Genomic DNA, 16,700 nt, shown 5'->3' with positions numbered 1-16,700 from the left:
TTGTTTAAGACAATCTCCAATTTTATGCGCGTGAAAGATATACGGAATAAGATTATATTCACACTTTTAATGTTAGTCGTCTTTCGTATAGGTGCTTTCATCCCTGTGCCTAATGTGAACGCCGAAGTTCTCCAGGCACAGGACCAAATGAGTGTTTTCGGAATTCTCAACACGTTTGGGGGCGGGGCACTTTTCCAATTCTCTATTCTTGCAATGGGGATTATGCCGTATATCACCGCTTCAATCATCATCCAGCTCTTGCAGATGGATGTTGTTCCGAAGTTTACTGAGTGGTCAAAGCAAGGAGAGGTTGGCCGCCGAAAATTAGCACAATTCACAAGGTATTTTACAATTGTTCTAGGATTTATCCAGGCGCTAGGAATGTCGTATGGATTCAACAATATGGCAGGAGGCATGCTGATTGAAAACCAAGGTGTTTCAACGTATCTCTTAATTGCGGTCGTACTCACTGCGGGAACAGCATTTTTAATGTGGCTGGGAGAGCAGATTACTGCTCACGGTGTTGGTAACGGTATTTCGATTATTATCTTTGCCGGTATCATCGCAGGTGTCCCTCAAACATTAAAACAAGTGTACGCTCAGCAATTTGTAGGTGGAGATGGACAGTTGTTCATGCAGATCCTTAAAATTGCCCTTATTGTGATTGCCATTCTTGTCATTGTTATAGGTGTTATATACATTCAAATGGCAGTGAGAAAGATTGCGATTCAATATTCAAAAGGAACTGGTCGTGCACAAATGTCTGCTAGTCAAGCAACGCACCTTCCATTGAAAGTGAATCCAGCAGGGGTGATACCAGTCATCTTTGCCGTTGCTTTCATTATTACTCCTCAGACGATCGCATCGTTCTTCGGAACAAATAATGTGACAACTTGGATAACTAACAACTTTGACTATACTAAGCCAATCGGTATGACGATTTATGTAGCACTGATTGTTGCTTTCACATATTTTTATGCCTTTGTCCAAGTAAACCCTGAACAAATGGCTGAAAATCTGCAAAAGCAGGGTGGCTATATCCCGGGAGTTCGTCCAGGGAAAATGACTCAAGATAGAATTACGAGCATTTTGTACCGACTCACTTTTGTGGGCGCCATTTTCTTAGCCGTGATTTCAATACTTCCTATCTTTTTCATTCAATTCGCTGGATTACCTTCGGCTGCACAAATTGGCGGCACAAGTCTTCTCATTGTTGTAGGTGTTGCACTTGAAACAATGAAACAGCTTGAAAGCCAATTAGTGAAACGAAACTACCGTGGATTTATGAAATAAAACAGAGGGCTGGGCTCCTGCCCAACCTCTCTAGTAAGGAAGGGGAAATCCGAAATGAACTTAGTCTTAATGGGGCTTCCGGGTGCTGGCAAAGGCACTCAGGCAGAACGAATTGTTGATGATTATGGGATACCTCATATCTCAACAGGAGATATGTTCCGTGCTGCTATAAAAGAGGAGACACAACTTGGGCTCGAAGCAAAATCCTTTATTGATAAGGGAGAGCTTGTTCCTGATAAGGTCACAATCGGTATTGTTAGAGAAAGACTTGGCAAGAATGATTGTGAACAAGGTTTTCTTCTGGACGGATTTCCGCGAACAGTCGCTCAGGCTGAAGCTTTAGAAGACATTCTAAAGGACCTTGGCAGAACGATTGATTATGTCATTAATATTAAAGTCGATAAAGATGCCTTGATGGAGCGTCTGACTGGCCGAAGAATTTGCAAAAATTGCGGAGCGACATATCATTTAGTATTCAATCCACCTGCGAAAGAAAATGTTTGCGACAAGTGTGGAGGCGAGATTTATCAACGTGCAGATGATAATGCAGAAACCGTTTCGACGAGACTTGAAGTAAACTTAAAGCAGACTGAGCCTTTACTGAACTTCTATTCAGAAAAAGGATATCTTGCAAACATTGATGGTGCGAAGCACATTAACGATGTATACGCAGATATCAAGGATCTGCTTGGGGGATTAAATAAATGATTATCTGTAAAACTCCTCGCGAGCTTGACATTATGAGAGAAGCTGGACGCATTGTCGCACTGACTCATGAAGAGCTCAAGAAACACATAAAACCAGGTATTTCGACAAAAGAATTGGATCAAATTGCCGAATGTTTTATGACAAAGCAGGGTGCAATCCCATCTTTTAAAGGGTATAATGGTTTTCGCGGGAGCATTTGCGTTTCGGTGAATGAAGAACTCGTTCACGGTATTCCTGGTAAACGGGTTTTACGTGATGGAGACATCATTAGTATCGATATCGGTGCAAAGTTAAATGGCTATCATGGTGACTCTGCTTGGACTTATTCAGTTGGGGTAATCAGTGATGAGGACCGCAAACTACTGGAAGTCACAGAGGAATCTCTATATAAAGGCTTACAGGAAGCAAAGCCAGGCGAACGTCTGTCAAACATTTCCCATGCCATACAAACGTATGTTGAAGGTGAGAATTTCTCAGTTGTTAGAGAATATGTTGGACATGGTGTCGGACAGGATCTTCATGAGGACCCTCAAATTCCTCATTATGGTCCGCCTAACAAAGGCCCACGGCTAAAACCTGGAATGGTGTTGGCCATCGAACCGATGGTGAACGCAGGCAGCCGATATGTGAAAACACTGGCTGATAACTGGACGGTTGTAACGGTTGATGGGAAAAAGTGTGCTCACTTTGAGCATACGATTGCGATTACAGATACAGGTTTTGATATACTGACTAAGATTTAGGTCTTCACTAAAGCCTTTCAAGCCCAAATCGGGCAGGTTGTCTGTATAGTCCAAGGAAAGAACAAGATCAGTATACAGTTGTTCAGCGGCATGTTCGGTGGCTGCCATGTACTAGTCGCAGACGGAGAAAAGCGTAAATTTCATTCTCCTAAGAAAAAAATATCAATCATTTAACCTTTTATGATTGCGTATCTCCGGAAGTTCAGAACAGTATATTCAAAACAGGTCGGGTGATAGATGGACAATTGAGATAATCTCTTTTGGACATTTATCAGAGAGCAAGTTACTGATTTGAAGAAGGGAGAACACTTGAATGGCGAAAGACGATGTAATTGAAGTGGAAGGTACTGTAGTTGAAACTCTGCCAAACGCAATGTTCAAAGTTGAACTAGAGAATGGTCATACAGTTTTAGCGCATGTATCAGGAAAAATCCGTATGCACTTCATTCGCATTTTACCTGGAGACAAAGTTACGGTAGAATTATCTCCATATGACTTAACTCGTGGTAGAATTACGTACCGTTACAAATAAAGCAACTCCGGAAGAAGGAGGTTGGAAACACATGAAAGTGAGACCATCTGTTAAACCTATCTGTGAAAAATGTAAAGTGATTCGCAGAAAAGGAAAAGTAATGGTGATCTGTGAAAACCCAAAACATAAACAAAAACAAGGCTAATAACAAGGAGGTGCCCAAATCATGGCTCGTATTGCTGGTGTAGATATTCCACGTGATAAGCGTGTTGTCATTTCTTTAACATATGTTTTTGGAATTGGTCGTACGACTGCTCAACAAGTCCTTAAAGAAGCAGGTGTTTCTGAAGACACTCGCGTTCGCGATCTAACTGAAGACGAACTTGGTAAAATCCGTGATATCATTGACAAACTTAAAGTAGAAGGTGACCTTCGTCGTGAAGTTTCACTTAATATTAAGCGTCTAATTGAAATCGGAAGCTACCGCGGAATCCGTCATCGTAGAGGACTTCCTGTTCGTGGACAAAACACAAAAAACAACGCACGCACTCGTAAAGGTCCGCGTCGTACTGTAGCTAACAAGAAAAAATAAGTAAAGGAGGTAGTTAAAGAATGGCTGCTGCTCGTAAATCAAATACGCGTAAACGTCGCGTGAAAAAGAATATTGAAGCTGGAATCGCTCATATCCGTTCCACTTTCAACAACACGATTGTAACGATTACTGATGTTCATGGAAACGCAATTTCTTGGTCAAGTGCTGGTGCATTAGGATTCAGAGGTTCTCGTAAATCTACTCCTTTCGCTGCACAAATGGCTGCTGAAACTGCTGCTAAAGGTTCTATCGAACATGGTCTTAAAACACTTGAAGTAACTGTTAAAGGTCCTGGTTCTGGTCGTGAAGCTGCAATTCGTGCACTTCAAGCTGCAGGTCTTGAAGTTACTGCAATCAGAGACGTAACTCCAGTTCCTCATAACGGATGCCGTCCGCCAAAACGTCGCCGCGTGTAATTTGTTTGTATAGATTTTGTGTCCCTGTCAATAATGGGTTATGATACAGTTATTTATGAGACGAATACACGACTCGTTGCCTGAGCACATACGGGACTAAACAATGAGGAATTTCGGATGGAATCTTATATGATTCTATTCGAGGTTTCGACGTTTTGAAGGAGGGTTTTATTAGATGATCGAAATTGAAAAACCAAAAATCGAAACGGTTGAAATCAGCGATGATGCCAAGTATGGCAAGTTTGTCGTAGAGCCACTTGAGCGTGGATATGGTACCACTTTAGGGAACTCCCTTCGTCGTATCCTTTTATCCTCACTTCCTGGTGCAGCTGTAACATCGATCCAGATAGATGGTGTCTTACACGAATTCTCAACGATTGAAGGCGTGGTTGAAGATGTTACAACAATTATCTTAAACATTAAAAAGCTTGCACTCAAAATTTACTCTGAAGAAGAGAAGACGCTTGAAATTGATGTACAAGATGAAGGTGCTGTAACAGCTGCTGATATTACACACGACAGCGATATTGAAATCTTAAATCCAGATCTTCACATCGCAACTCTTGGCAAGAATGCGAGCTTTCGTGTTCGTTTGACTGCACAAAGAGGTCGTGGGTATAATCCTGCTGATGCAAACAAAAGAGACGATCAGCCTATCGGCGTGATTCCGATCGACTCAATCTATACACCTGTATCTCGTGTGACTTATCAAGTGGAAAACACCCGTGTTGGGCAAATTACAAACTATGATAAACTAACACTAGATGTATGGACTGATGGAAGCACAGGACCGAAAGAAGCGATCGCTCTAGGTTCTAAGATTTTAACTGAACATCTTAATATATTCGTTGGGTTAACTGACGAAGCTCAGCATGCAGAAATCATGGTTGAAAAAGAAGAAGACCAAAAAGAAAAAGTGCTTGAAATGACAATTGAAGAGCTTGATCTTTCTGTTCGTTCTTACAACTGTTTGAAGCGTGCGGGTATTAACACTGTTCAAGAGCTTGCTAACAAGACAGAAGAGGATATGATGAAAGTTCGTAACCTTGGACGTAAATCTCTTGAAGAAGTGAAAGCGAAACTAGAAGAACTTGGACTGGGTCTTCGTAAAGACGATTGACTAGTTTCATTGTGAACTAGGATTTTCGTGTGTTTTTTATTCATACAGCATCTCTAATTAAGGAGGGGACATCACATGGCATACAGAAAGCTAGGACGCACTAGTGCACAACGTAAAGCAATGCTTCGTGATCTAACGACTGATTTGATTATCAACGAACGCATTGAAACAACTGAAACACGTGCGAAAGAACTTCGCTCTGTAGTTGAAAAAATGATCACTCTTGGCAAACGCGGAGATCTTCATGCTCGCCGTCAAGCTGCAGCTTACATTCGTAACGAAGTAGCTAACGCTGAAACGAACCAAGATGCACTTCAAAAATTGTTCGCTGACGTTGCAACTCGCTACGAAGATCGCCAAGGTGGATACACTCGTATCATGAAGCTTGGACCTCGTCGCGGCGATGGCGCACCAATGGCTGTCATTGAATTAGTTTAATCACATATCGTGTATCTAAGAAAGGGCGGGACAGTTCAAACTGGATCTATGCCCTTTTTTAGATACTACGGCTGTTTAGGAATAAGCAAAGAAGAGATTGAGCTGAGAGGAGGTCCGGTAGAGATGGGGAAGACATTAATTGACGTAAAAGACATTGTATTTCGTTATCACAAAGATGCGGACAAGCCCGTTTTAGATCAAGTATCATTGCATGTGAATCAAAATGAATGGCTCGCCATTGTTGGTCACAACGGTTCAGGTAAATCCACACTTGCCCGCGTACTGAATGGGCTCATTTTACCGGATGCTGGAACGGTCAAGGTTGGTGAGATTGAGCTGAAAGAAAAAAGTGTTTGGGATATCCGCAAAAAAGTTGGAATGGTCTTTCAAAACCCAGATAACCAATTCGTTGGCTCAACGGTTCGTGATGATGTGGCTTTTGGTTTAGAAAATAACGGGGTTGAGCGGGAATTGATGATAGAACGTGTAGATTGGGCTGTCAAACAGGTCAGTATGCAGGAGTTTCTTGATCAAGAGCCGCACCATCTATCAGGCGGGCAAAAGCAGAGAGTAGCCATCGCAGGTGTGCTTGCCGCAAGCCCTGACATCATGATCTTGGATGAAGCAACATCAATGCTTGATCCGATTGGCCGTGAAGAAGTGTTAGAGACCGTCAGACTGCTGAAGGAACAAGGAACGGTCACGGTCATCTCCATCACACATGATTTAGACGAGGCTGCGAAAGCAGATCGCGTGATTGTGATGAACGGTGGCAAGAAATTTGCCGAGGGAACACCAGAGGAAGTATTTGAACTAGATGAACAGCTGGTTCAGATCGGACTTGATCTGCCATTTTGCTACCGGTTGAGCAAGCAATTAAAGCAGCAAGGTGTGCCACTTGCAAATGCCCATTTGACACAAGAAGGATTGGTGAAAGAGCTATGGACATTACGATCAAAGAATTAGAGCATCGTTATCAAATGAAAACGCCGTTTGAGCGTCTCGCTTTGTATGATGTCAATGCTTCCATCAAAGAAGGCAGCTATGTCGCTGTCATTGGTCATACGGGCTCTGGCAAGTCCACATTGCTGCAGCACTTAAATGGGTTGCTCAAACCAACAAAAGGGAGCATTGCGCTTGGAGATACGGTCTTACAAGCCAATAAAAAGCAGAAGGACTTGAAATCCCTTCGGAAAAAAGTAGGCATCGTGTTTCAGTTTCCTGAGCATCAGCTTTTTGAGGAGACCATTCTGAAGGATATCTGTTTTGGTCCAATGAATTTTGGCGTTCCTCAGGAGAAGGCAGAAGTCAAGGCAAAGGAGATGCTGAAGCTCGTAGGCCTGCCTGAATCCTTATTATCTCGATCACCTTTTGAATTAAGCGGGGGTCAAATGAGACGCGTGGCGATTGCAGGTGTTCTAGCTATGGAGCCAGAAGTGCTTGTGCTTGATGAGCCGACTGCAGGATTAGATCCACGCGGGCGAAAAGAAATCATGGACATGTTCTATGAGCTTCATCAAAAAGCAAATCTGACCACGATCCTTGTTACACACAGTATGGAGGATGCCGCTCATTATGCGGATCAAATGATTGTGATGCATAAAGGAACAGTAAAGGCGACAGGTACGCCGAGAGAGCTATTTGCCAATCGCACAGACATGTCTTCTTTCGGTCTCGACCTCCCGGAAACGATTAAATTCCAGCAGGCCTTAGAAGAAAAGCTGGGCATTGCGTTTCCAAGGCCGCTTTTAACTATGAAAGAAATGGCAGAAGCCTTAACAGCTCTATATCAGGAGGACACGTCATCATGATGGATAGTATGATTATCGGCAAATATGTGCCAGGTTCATCCTTTGTCCATCGTCTTGATCCAAGGACAAAGCTGTTATCAATTTTCTTTTTCGTCTTTATTGTCTTTTTTGCTAATAACTACATTACTTACGGGCTTTTAGGGGTCTTTACGATCCTTGTGGTGATGTTTTCTCAGGTGCCGCTTTACTTTATTCTCAAAGGAATGAAGCCGATCCTATGGATTGTCCTCTTTACCTTTATTCTGCATATCTTCATGACAAAGGATGGCGCCTTGCTATTTCACTTTGGTTTTCTGAATATTTATGAAGAAGGTTTAAAGCAGGGGATATTCATCTCACTCCGTTTTGTCTATCTCATCATGATGACGACACTTCTAACGTTAACCACAACGCCTATAGAAGTGACAGATGGCATGGAAAAGCTGCTGCACCCCTTCCGTAAAATCAAACTGCCTGTTCATGAGCTTGCTCTCATGATGTCCATCTCTCTTCGGTTTATTCCGACTTTACTCGAAGAGACGGACAAAATCATGAAGGCACAAATGGCAAGAGGTGTTGATTTTACTAGCGGACCAGTGAAAGATCGTTTAAAAGCGATTGTTCCGTTGCTTGTCCCGCTTTTCGTCAGTGCGTTTAAGCGTGCGGAGGAATTGGCGACCGCTATGGAAGCGAGAGGCTATCGAGGGGGAGAAGGGCGTACGAAATACCGTCAGCTTGTCTGGGGCACGAAAGACACGTTCACGCTGCTTCTATTCATCCTGTTAACAGCACTCCTTGTGCTTTTTAGAAATTAGGTGATGCCTAGATGAAAGTAAAATGTACTGTATCATACGATGGAACACATTTTAAAGGCTATCAGGTGCAGCCTGGGCAGCGAACCGTACAAACGGAGATTGAGTCTGCCCTTGCCAGAATGCATAAACAGGATGAACTGATTCCGATTGTGGCTTCTGGCCGGACGGACAGCGGTGTTCACGCAAAGGGGCAGGTCATCCATTTCGACACCCCGCTTGCCATCACGATGGAGAGATGGCCTTTTGCCCTTAACAGCTTGCTGCCAGATGACATTCGTGTTCTAAAGGCTGAGGAAGTGGATGAGTCGTTTCATGCAAGATTTGGTGTCGTTTCGAAGGAGTACCGATATAGAGTCTCAACGGAAACGCATCAAAATGTGTTTACGAGACAGTATGCCTGCCACTATCCTTACCGGCTAGATGTCGACAAAATGAGAGAAGCCGCTGGGCACCTGATTGGCACACATGACTTCACAAGCTTTTGTGCGGCCAATACAGAGGTTCAGGACAAGGTGAGGGATATTTACGCCCTCGAGTGGAAAAACGTCTCAGATGGGCTTGAAATGCGTGTGAAAGGAAATGGTTTTTTATACAACATGGTGCGAATTATTGCTGGGACGTTACTTGAAATCGGATCTGGTAAATTTCACCCTGAAGAGATAAAAGCCATGCTTGCCGCGCGAAATCGCGAAGTGGCAGGCAAGACTGCGCCTAGTCACGGACTGTATTTATGGGAAGTTTTCTATGACAACTAAACCAGGTGTAACATGTTCTTGACACAGGAAGCAGAAAGTTATAAGATATCATATGGTATGTATTTCAACCCCACAAATAAGCCCCGGAAACTTATCTGTGTTTTGAAATAGAACGTAGCATTTGATTCAAGGAAAAATCATTGATTTATTTAGGAGGGAAACTCATGCGTACAACACCAATGGCGAACGCAAGCACAATTGAGCGCAAATGGCTAGTTGTTGATGCGGCAGGCAAGACTCTAGGTCGTCTTTCTACTGAAGTAGCATCACTTTTGCGCGGTAAGCATAAACCAACTTATACACCAAACGTTGATACAGGTGATCACGTCATCATCATCAATGCTGAGAAGATTGAATTAACTGGTAAGAAATTGACGGACAAAATTTACTACCGTCACACAATGCACCCAGGTGGTTTGAAACAAAGAACTGCTCTTGAGATGCGTACAAACTACCCTGAAAAAATGTTGGAGCTTGCTATCAAAGGTATGCTTCCAAAGGGTCCACTAGGTCGTCAAATGTTCAAAAAATTAAATGTGTACCGTGGTTCTGAGCATCCACATCAAGCACAACAACCTGAAGTTTACGAACTTCGCGGTTAATTATAAGGGAGGTTAACAATTTGGCACAGGTTCAATATTACGGTACAGGTCGTCGTAAAAGTTCTGTAGCGCGCGTTCGCTTAGTTCCAGGTGAAGGCCGTATCGTCGTTAATAATCGTGAAATTACTGAATACATTCCATTCGCTGCTTTAATCGAAGACGTGAAACAGCCTTTGAACATCACAGAAACAGCTAACAGCTACGATGTTCTTGTAAATGTTCACGGTGGTGGATTCTCTGGTCAAGCTGGAGCAATTCGTCACGGTATCTCTCGTGCTCTTCTAGAAGTAGATCCTGAGTACCGTACACCACTTAAACGTGCTGGACTTCTTACTCGTGACTCTCGTATGAAAGAGCGTAAAAAATACGGTCTTAAAGGCGCACGTAGAGCTCCTCAGTTCTCGAAGCGTTAATCAATTTTATATTGTATGGACGTTTTACAAAGTTTTGTTACAGACAAACTATATAAAAAAGCATCAGCATTTTGCTGGTGCTTTTTTCTGGTAATAAGAATACCTTTGCTGTCTGAATCTTTATATTTTCTATCTGCTTAGCTTAGTACCTATAAATAGGTTCCTACAGTTTGTAGTCCTTCCTATTTTTAGATAAAGCTACACTAAGAAACTATTCTCTTTAAGAAATAGTTTTCAATGAAGTGGAGCTGTTTGATTTTGAAACTTAATTACTTGCTCAAAAGTGACTTTAAGCAGGGCTAATTAATTATTAAATCGAATAAAAATTTTATCCCATTGGATATATACCCATGTTATTTATAGGTAATTCCTTTTTAGTAAGAAACAAATTTATTAAACTTTTAAATTTGTGACTGGATTACCTTTAAAAAATTTTAGAAAGTCAGTATTCTTAGAAAAACTATTTCATTTAACATATTTGTTAATTTGCATGTTGAAGTTGATTAAAAAATACCAAGTTAAGAAAGGGTGCAATTGAAATTTGAGCCTTAACAATCTTATTAATCAAATTAACAAAATATCCGATAGCCAGAGGTTAAGGGGAACTTATTTTGAGTATATTGTTCAAGCCTACTTAAAGAATGAGCCCATGTATAAGAATGAGTTTACAAATGTTTGGATGTTAAATGAAGTACCATTAGACCTGGGAATCTCTCATATTGATACAGGGGTCGATCTAGTTGCACAAAAACGTACTGGTGAACTAGTCAGCTATTCAGGCTAAGTTCTATGAAGGTACTGTTCAAAAATCTAATATTGATTCTTTCTTGGGAGAATTAGGACGTTCTTATTTTTCATCAGGAATTATCGTTAGTACTACAGATAAATGGGGGAAAAATGCTGAACAGGCATTAGCGGATAGAGAAGACGTTATAAGAATCGGCTTATCTGATTTGAGGAGTTCTCAGATTGATTGGAATCAATTTTCTTTTGCTAGCCCTGAAGAAGTAAAGGTTAGAAAAGCAAAAAAAGTTCGTAAGTATCAACAGGATGCTATAAATGCTGCCTTAACTTATTTTGAAAAAAAAGATCGGGGGCAGTTAATTATGGCTCCTGGTACTGGAAAAACATTTACTAGTTTAAAGTTGACGGAAGCATTGGCAAAAAAGACAAATAAGGAACAGTTTATTGTTTTATATTTGGTTCCAAGTATTCAATTATTAACACAGACTCTAAGAGGTTGGAATAATGATTCTGAAATGTCAATCTCCTCAATGGCTGTAACAAGTGATCGAAATGCAAGTAGAGGGAAAATAAATCAAGATGAAACTAATTTGGTTACTAGAGCCAGTGATATTGGTTATCCAGCTACTACTTCATATAAAAAAGTTGTTTCAAATTATATGGAGCTATCAAAAAAGGATAAAACGGAGTTACTTGTTGTGTTTGGGACATATCAATCAATAGATGTTTTAGGCAATGCGCAAAAACATGGATTTCCTGAATTTGACTTAATAATTGCTGATGAAGCGCATAGAACGACCGGAGCCACTGCATTAGGAGAAGAAGATAGCGCATTTCAAAAAGTTCATTCTGATAATAATGTTAAAGGAAACAAACGTCTTTATCAAACAGCAACCCCTAAATTATATGGAGCAGAAGCTAAAAAAAGAGCAGAGGCATCTTCTGTGGTTATCTCTAGTATGGATGACCCAGAAAGATATGGTGAAGTGTTTTATCGTTTGGGTTTTGGAGATGCGATCTCACAAGACTATTTGACAGATTATAAATTGATGGTACTTGCTGTTGATGAAACCGTTATTCAAAAAGATATGCAAAAATCAATTGCTGATCCCGAAAATGGGTTAGGGATTGATGATATTGGTCGGATTATCGGTATTTGGAATGGCATGATCAAGAGAGAAACATTTTCAAATAAAGTAAGTGGTGATCCTATGAAACGTGCGATAGCCTTTTCTAGGACGATTAAGGACAGTCAAAAAATTACTAATCAGTTTGAAAATGTTGTTAATGATTATCTAAACTTAGAAGGAGGCTATCGTGCAGAAGTTCGACATGTTGACGGAGGTATGAACGCATTAGAGAAGAACGAAGCGCTTGATTGGTTAGCTAGTGAAAATATACCTGATAATTCAGCTCGAATTCTATCCAATGTGCGATTTCTTACTGAGGGAATTGATGTTCCTAATCTGGATGCAATCATCTTCTTATCACCTAGGAAGTCTCAAGTAGATATTGTTCAAGCTGTTGGGAGGATTATCCGTAAATCGGCTGACAAAGAATATGGGTACATTATTTTACCCATCGTAATACCTGCCGGAGAAACGCCAGAAACCATTTTAGACAATAACAAAACATATGATGTAATTTGGCAAGTCTTAAATGCTTTGCGATCAGTAGATGAACGTTTTGAAGCAACTGTAAACAAATTGCAGCTTAATAAAACCAAACCAGATAATATTAATTTAATTGGAGTAGGAACTGCACCAGATGAGCCTAACTTTAATCAAAAAGATAGAATCAGTGAGGAGAAAACAGCTTATCAGACTTCTTTAGACTTAGAATGGGAAAAAGTAGAAGGAGCTATTTATGGGAAAATTGTCCAAAAAGTTGGGGATAGACGTTATTTAGAAGACTGGTCAGCAGATGTAGCAAAGATTGCTAGAAGACATATGAATTATATTGAAATCATTATCAAGCAGAACTCAGAAGCTAAAAAAGCGTTTGATAAGTTTGTTTCAAGTTTGCGTCATAATATCAATGAATCTATTTCTTATGATCAAGCTATAGAAATGTTGGCACAACATTTGATTACTTTACCAATCTTTGAAGCTTTATTTGATGAATACAGTTTTGTTAGAAATAATCCAGTTGGTTCCTCTATGGAACAGATTATTGAGGAATTTTCGAAATACGGTTTTGAAAAGGAACAAAAAGAACTGATTCCTTTCTATGAATCTGTAAAATTAAGAGCTAGTGGTATAGATAATGCAGAAGCTAAACAAAAGATTATTATTACATTGTATGATAAGTTTTTTAGTACTGGTTTCAAATCAACTACAGAACGGCTAGGTATAGTGTTTACACCAATTGAAGTTGTTGATTTTATTGTTAGATCAGTTGATGATGTATTAAAAAAATATTTCAGGAAGACAATTGCTGATGAGGGTGTGCACATTCTTGATCCTTTTACAGGAACAGGAACCTTTATTGTACGAACTTTGTCGTATTTAAAATCAAAGATGGACATTGGTGAAATAACTTTGGTTGATATAATTCGTAAATATACTCAAGAACTTCATGCCAATGAAATTGTACTACTGAGTTATTATATTGCTGCAATTAATATTGAAGCAACTTTTGATGAGATCAAACATGGTGGGTATAAATCATTTGAAGGGATTGTTCTAACAGACACTTTTGAGAGTATGGAAAATGAAGATACACTTGATGATTCATACTTCGGAACTAATGATGACCGCTTGAGAAAGCAACAAGAGGTACCGATTACTGCGATAATTGGAAATCCACCTTATTCTATTGGACAAAAGGATGTAAATTCTGATGCAAAATCAGTACAGTATCCGGTTTTGCAGAAGTCAATTTTAGATACGTATGCTAAAAATTCAAGTGGGCGAGCTCAAAACACTCTTTACGATTCATATATTCAAGCATTTAGATGGGCAAGTAATAGAATTCAAAGAAAAGGTGTTATTGGATTCGTATCTAACGGTTCTTATATAGACGGCTTAAATACAGATGGTCTTCGCAAATCTCTTCACGAAGAATTCAATTATCTTTATATTTTTAATTTACGAGGTGATCAACGAACTCAGGGGGAGTTTTCTCGTAAAGAAGGTGGAAAAATTTTTGGATCGGGTAGTCGTACACCTATTGCTATAAGTATTTTGGTAAAAGACGGCTCAGATAATCATGAGATATATTATCATGAGATTGGGGATTATCTCAGTCGTGATGAAAAATTAAAAATTTTAAGAGATAGGCAATCAGTTTATGGTATTAATTGGGATATTGTGATACCTGATAAGAATAATGACTGGATTAATCAGCGTGATGAGAATTATTTGAGTTATAAAGCTATGGACGGGGAGATATTCCATTCACGTATTTCTGGTATTGGAACCAAACGTGATGCTTGGGTAGTGAATTTTGGAAAATCATCTCTTCAAAATAATGTGCAGATATTACTTGATGCCTATGAAGAATCACGTAAGATTATTGAGAATGGTGGAAACCATCAGCAAGTTGTTACCGATGAGAAGAGAATTAAATGGAGTCGAGGGCTATGGCAATATGTTGATCGTAAAGAACGAATTGATTATGATCCGCAAAATATAATCGAAGTTATGTATCGTCCATTTACAAAAAAACACCTTTACTATTCACGTGGAATAGTAGAATATCCAGGTAAATTCCATAATTTCGATAATCTAATGATATTTTCAACTGGACGAGGAATTAATAAGGCATATTCAGCAATTATGACAAATATACCGGTAGAATCTGCACTTGAAGATAAGGGTCAAGGCTTTGTGTTAAATGAACTTTCACATGGAGATTCATTGTTTGATAAATCGCTGAACCTTAATGGTATCTCAGGTATGTCACCAGAGGACACTTTTTATTATGTTTACAGTGTACTCCATTCAATAGATTATCGACAAAAATATGCATACGATTTGAAAAAAGCATTACCACGCATTCCGTTGCTTAAAAATAAAGACAAATATGTTGAAATTGGGCGTAAACTTGCTCACTTACATTTGAATTATGAGAGTCAACCAAGTTGGGAAGGAGTCGAGGTTAAATTTACTAGCGCTGAGCCAAGCTATCGTGTTAAGAAAATGAAACATCCAAATAAACATAATTTCGATACAATTATTTTTAATGAAGACATTACTGTTAAGAACATTCCTGAAAGAGCCTATGAATATGTTGTTAATGGCCGACCGGCAATTGAATGGATTATAGATCAATATAAAGTGAAAACTGATAAAAAAACTGGAATTACTGATGATCCTAATGAGTTTTCTGACGATCCTAAATATGTTCTTAATTTGTTGTTATCAATTATCAATGTATCTGTTCAAACTGTTGATTTAGTAAACAGCTTACCACTGATGGAAATAATTGATTGAAAGACAAATCTACATATAACTAATACAAATGTAGAGGGTTTTGAAGAATTTGTATTCAACTAACATCTTTTACGTTTCAAAATGGTATCGATAGCTGATTTTATCCTTACAACCTATTATTTATACTGACAAATATTGATGAAAAAGCATTTTCCTTAACTGGTAGTTCTCAAAACGTTAATCAATTTTATATTGTATGGACGTTTTACAAAGGTTTGTTACAGACAAACCGTATAACAAAAGCATCAGATTTGCTGGTGCTTTTTATGTGGATAGATCATGACTGGTCTCTTCCTCTTAGATACGTATAAAATATGAGTATAGAAATTTTCTGTTTAAAAAGATGGAGGTTGTCCTATGAATCTAACGACAGAAAGATGTCTCATTCGACCGTTTACTGAGGATGATTGGCAGGATGTCTATGTATATACATCTGATCCGGCAGTGATGAAGTATATTCCGGAAGATGTTTTTTCTAAAGAAGATGCGAAGGAATTTGTCAAAAATAATGGTGATGAAACAGCTAAGAATTTTGCTGTCCTATTAAAAGAAGATCATCCATGCATTGGGCATATGTAAACGCTAGAATAGAGTTAACAGTTTTTTGCTTGATAGGATTTTACACTTTTGCTCAATCAGTCTAATACTTTAGTAAAATAGTTAATGACGTTATTTTACTGGAGGTTAGGAACTTGGAGAAGAAATTAGTGTTGTATTTGAAAATTAAGGATCTTCATAAACAAAAGTTTAAAGTAGCTCAAATTGCGAAAGAGCTTAAGATCTCAAGACCCACTGTCTACAAGTATTTACAGATGACTTTTGAGGAAGCGAAAACTTATACTGAACAACCTGTTGGGAAAAAAAGAAATTAGACAGCTATAAGGACTGGATACTTGCCTGGTTAGAAGAGTATCCTCACTTAAGTGCTGCACAGATACATGATTGGCTACTAGAGAGATCCCCCGCCCTAGCGGTCGGGGGAAGTACTGTAAGATCATATGTTAAAGATATTAGGGAAATCTACCAGATTAGAAGAAGGTAATGGCCCGCCAATACGAGGCCATCCCTCAATAACCCATGGGGAAACAGTGTATTGTCAACACTAAACTAGACAGCTTTTTTAAGGTTCCTAGACTTGTATTCAACTAGACTTAAATAGCCCAAAGTCCCATGGATTCTGATGTGGTTGTACCAGTGCACATAATTAAAAAGTTCAATATCTAGTTGTGCTTGTTTTTCAAAATGGGCATGATTCACAAATTCAGTTTTAATAACCTTAAACATCGCTTCAGCGACGGCATTATCATAAGGTGACCCTTTGAAGCTTAAGGAGCGTTTGATTTGAAAGGTTTTTAAGGCCTCA

At 39.4% G+C, this 16,700-nt stretch carries 19 protein-coding genes and 1 pseudogene; 19 read left to right on the top strand and 1 reads right to left on the bottom strand.

Annotated features, from left to right (window positions below):
* From secY to WAX46_RS06895, 19 genes and pseudogenes are all read left to right on the top strand, one after another.
* The gene (gene secY / locus WAX46_RS06990; protein WP_226567666.1) at positions 1–1,293 is read left to right on the top strand and encodes a preprotein translocase subunit SecY; all 1,293 of its coding nucleotides are present in this window, start codon (positions 1–3) and stop codon (positions 1,291–1,293) included.
* 54 nt (positions 1,294–1,347) lie between these two features.
* Positions 1,348–2,001, top strand: coding sequence for an adenylate kinase (locus tag WAX46_RS06985; protein ID WP_226567667.1), 654 nt, complete (start codon positions 1,348–1,350; stop codon positions 1,999–2,001).
* Complete coding sequence (map, locus tag WAX46_RS06980) at positions 1,998–2,744, top strand: type I methionyl aminopeptidase (protein ID WP_226567668.1); 747 nt, start codon at positions 1,998–2,000, stop codon at positions 2,742–2,744. The genes WAX46_RS06985 and map overlap by 4 nt, the downstream gene beginning before the upstream one ends.
* Positions 2,745–3,057: 313 nt before the next feature.
* Positions 3,058–3,276, top strand: a complete 219-nt coding sequence (infA, locus tag WAX46_RS06970) for a translation initiation factor IF-1 (RefSeq protein ID WP_003178377.1) — start codon at positions 3,058–3,060, stop codon at positions 3,274–3,276.
* A 31-nt stretch (positions 3,277–3,307) separates the two neighbouring features.
* Positions 3,308–3,421, top strand: coding sequence for a 50S ribosomal protein L36 (gene rpmJ, locus WAX46_RS06965; protein ID WP_003156543.1), 114 nt, complete (start codon positions 3,308–3,310; stop codon positions 3,419–3,421).
* A 21-nt stretch (positions 3,422–3,442) separates the two neighbouring features.
* Positions 3,443–3,808 (top strand): 30S ribosomal protein S13, encoded by a 366-nt coding sequence (gene rpsM / locus WAX46_RS06960; protein ID WP_003217023.1) that lies wholly within the window; start codon positions 3,443–3,445, stop codon positions 3,806–3,808.
* Between the two features lie 20 nt (positions 3,809–3,828).
* A complete protein-coding gene (rpsK, locus tag WAX46_RS06955; RefSeq protein WP_008356548.1) occupies positions 3,829–4,224 on the top strand; it encodes a 30S ribosomal protein S11 in 396 nt (131 codons plus the stop codon).
* A 175-nt stretch (positions 4,225–4,399) separates the two neighbouring features.
* Positions 4,400–5,344: a DNA-directed RNA polymerase subunit alpha gene (locus tag WAX46_RS06950; RefSeq protein ID WP_226567670.1), complete on the top strand. Its 945-nt coding sequence runs from the start codon at positions 4,400–4,402 to the stop codon at positions 5,342–5,344.
* A gap of 75 nt (positions 5,345–5,419) precedes the next feature.
* Positions 5,420–5,782 (top strand): 50S ribosomal protein L17, encoded by a 363-nt coding sequence (rplQ, locus tag WAX46_RS06945; protein WP_003216944.1) that lies wholly within the window; start codon positions 5,420–5,422, stop codon positions 5,780–5,782.
* Positions 5,783–5,905: 123 nt separating this feature from the next.
* Positions 5,906–6,748: an energy-coupling factor ABC transporter ATP-binding protein gene (locus WAX46_RS06940; protein ID WP_226567671.1), complete on the top strand. Its 843-nt coding sequence runs from the start codon at positions 5,906–5,908 to the stop codon at positions 6,746–6,748.
* Positions 6,724–7,593 (top strand): energy-coupling factor ABC transporter ATP-binding protein, encoded by an 870-nt coding sequence (locus WAX46_RS06935; protein ID WP_336493557.1) that lies wholly within the window; start codon positions 6,724–6,726, stop codon positions 7,591–7,593. The genes WAX46_RS06940 and WAX46_RS06935 overlap by 25 nt, the downstream gene beginning before the upstream one ends.
* Positions 7,590–8,387, top strand: coding sequence for an energy-coupling factor transporter transmembrane component T family protein (locus tag WAX46_RS06930; protein WP_226567673.1), 798 nt, complete (start codon positions 7,590–7,592; stop codon positions 8,385–8,387). Before WAX46_RS06935 ends, WAX46_RS06930 begins: the two co-directional genes overlap by 4 nt.
* Positions 8,388–8,398: 11 nt before the next feature.
* On the top strand, positions 8,399–9,142 hold the full coding sequence (gene truA / locus WAX46_RS06925; RefSeq protein WP_226567674.1) for a tRNA pseudouridine(38-40) synthase TruA: 744 nt from the start codon (positions 8,399–8,401) through the stop codon (positions 9,140–9,142).
* A 164-nt stretch (positions 9,143–9,306) separates the two neighbouring features.
* The gene (rplM, locus tag WAX46_RS06920) at positions 9,307–9,744 is read left to right on the top strand and encodes a 50S ribosomal protein L13 (RefSeq protein WP_226567675.1); all 438 of its coding nucleotides are present in this window, start codon (positions 9,307–9,309) and stop codon (positions 9,742–9,744) included.
* A 20-nt stretch (positions 9,745–9,764) separates the two neighbouring features.
* The gene (gene rpsI, locus WAX46_RS06915; RefSeq protein ID WP_007496354.1) at positions 9,765–10,157 is read left to right on the top strand and encodes a 30S ribosomal protein S9; all 393 of its coding nucleotides are present in this window, start codon (positions 9,765–9,767) and stop codon (positions 10,155–10,157) included.
* A 649-nt stretch (positions 10,158–10,806) separates the two neighbouring features.
* The gene (locus WAX46_RS06910) at positions 10,807–10,941 is read left to right on the top strand and encodes a restriction endonuclease (RefSeq protein WP_336493556.1); all 135 of its coding nucleotides are present in this window, start codon (positions 10,807–10,809) and stop codon (positions 10,939–10,941) included.
* 43 nt (positions 10,942–10,984) lie between these two features.
* Complete coding sequence (locus WAX46_RS06905; protein ID WP_336493555.1) at positions 10,985–15,337, top strand: type ISP restriction/modification enzyme; 4,353 nt, start codon at positions 10,985–10,987, stop codon at positions 15,335–15,337.
* A 357-nt stretch (positions 15,338–15,694) separates the two neighbouring features.
* A complete protein-coding gene (locus WAX46_RS06900; protein ID WP_226567678.1) occupies positions 15,695–15,916 on the top strand; it encodes a GNAT family N-acetyltransferase in 222 nt (73 codons plus the stop codon).
* Positions 15,917–16,044: 128 nt separating this feature from the next.
* Positions 16,045–16,408, top strand: a pseudogene (locus WAX46_RS06895) (helix-turn-helix domain-containing protein); the annotation flags it as partial.
* A 36-nt stretch (positions 16,409–16,444) separates the two neighbouring features.
* Here the strand turns inward: WAX46_RS06895 and WAX46_RS06890 are convergent.
* Positions 16,445–16,700 (bottom strand): IS3 family transposase (locus tag WAX46_RS06890; RefSeq protein ID WP_336493554.1); only part of this gene is annotated, 256 nt, incomplete at its 5' end.

Origin of the sequence: Bacillus sp. FJAT-53060 (assembly GCF_037104745.1) — a bacterium.
Lineage (GTDB): Bacteria > Bacillota > Bacilli > Bacillales > Bacillaceae > Bacillus > Bacillus stratosphericus_B.
This window is presented reverse-complemented; position numbering and strand designations above follow the sequence as displayed.

Bases quoted from the DNA above. Each gene is read 5' to 3' on its own strand.
- rpmJ (WP_003156543.1), top strand. From the start codon at position 3,308: ATGAAAGTGAGACCATCTGTTAAACCTATCTGTGAAAAATGTAAAGTG.
- WAX46_RS06935 (WP_336493557.1), top strand. From the start codon at position 6,724: ATGGACATTACGATCAAAGAATTAGAGCATCGTTATCAAATGAAAACG.
- map (WP_226567668.1), top strand. From the start codon at position 1,998: ATGATTATCTGTAAAACTCCTCGCGAGCTTGACATTATGAGAGAAGCT.
- WAX46_RS06930 (WP_226567673.1), top strand. From the start codon at position 7,590: ATGATGGATAGTATGATTATCGGCAAATATGTGCCAGGTTCATCCTTT.
- rpsM (WP_003217023.1), top strand. From the start codon at position 3,443: ATGGCTCGTATTGCTGGTGTAGATATTCCACGTGATAAGCGTGTTGTC.
- WAX46_RS06950 (WP_226567670.1), top strand. From the start codon at position 4,400: ATGATCGAAATTGAAAAACCAAAAATCGAAACGGTTGAAATCAGCGAT.
- WAX46_RS06900 (WP_226567678.1), top strand. From the start codon at position 15,695: ATGAATCTAACGACAGAAAGATGTCTCATTCGACCGTTTACTGAGGAT.
- truA (WP_226567674.1), top strand. From the start codon at position 8,399: ATGAAAGTAAAATGTACTGTATCATACGATGGAACACATTTTAAAGGC.
- rplQ (WP_003216944.1), top strand. From the start codon at position 5,420: ATGGCATACAGAAAGCTAGGACGCACTAGTGCACAACGTAAAGCAATG.
- rplM (WP_226567675.1), top strand. From the start codon at position 9,307: ATGCGTACAACACCAATGGCGAACGCAAGCACAATTGAGCGCAAATGG.
- WAX46_RS06985 (WP_226567667.1), top strand. From the start codon at position 1,348: ATGAACTTAGTCTTAATGGGGCTTCCGGGTGCTGGCAAAGGCACTCAG.
- infA (WP_003178377.1), top strand. From the start codon at position 3,058: ATGGCGAAAGACGATGTAATTGAAGTGGAAGGTACTGTAGTTGAAACT.
- WAX46_RS06940 (WP_226567671.1), top strand. From the start codon at position 5,906: ATGGGGAAGACATTAATTGACGTAAAAGACATTGTATTTCGTTATCAC.
- WAX46_RS06910 (WP_336493556.1), top strand. From the start codon at position 10,807: ATGTATAAGAATGAGTTTACAAATGTTTGGATGTTAAATGAAGTACCA.
- rpsK (WP_008356548.1), top strand. From the start codon at position 3,829: ATGGCTGCTGCTCGTAAATCAAATACGCGTAAACGTCGCGTGAAAAAG.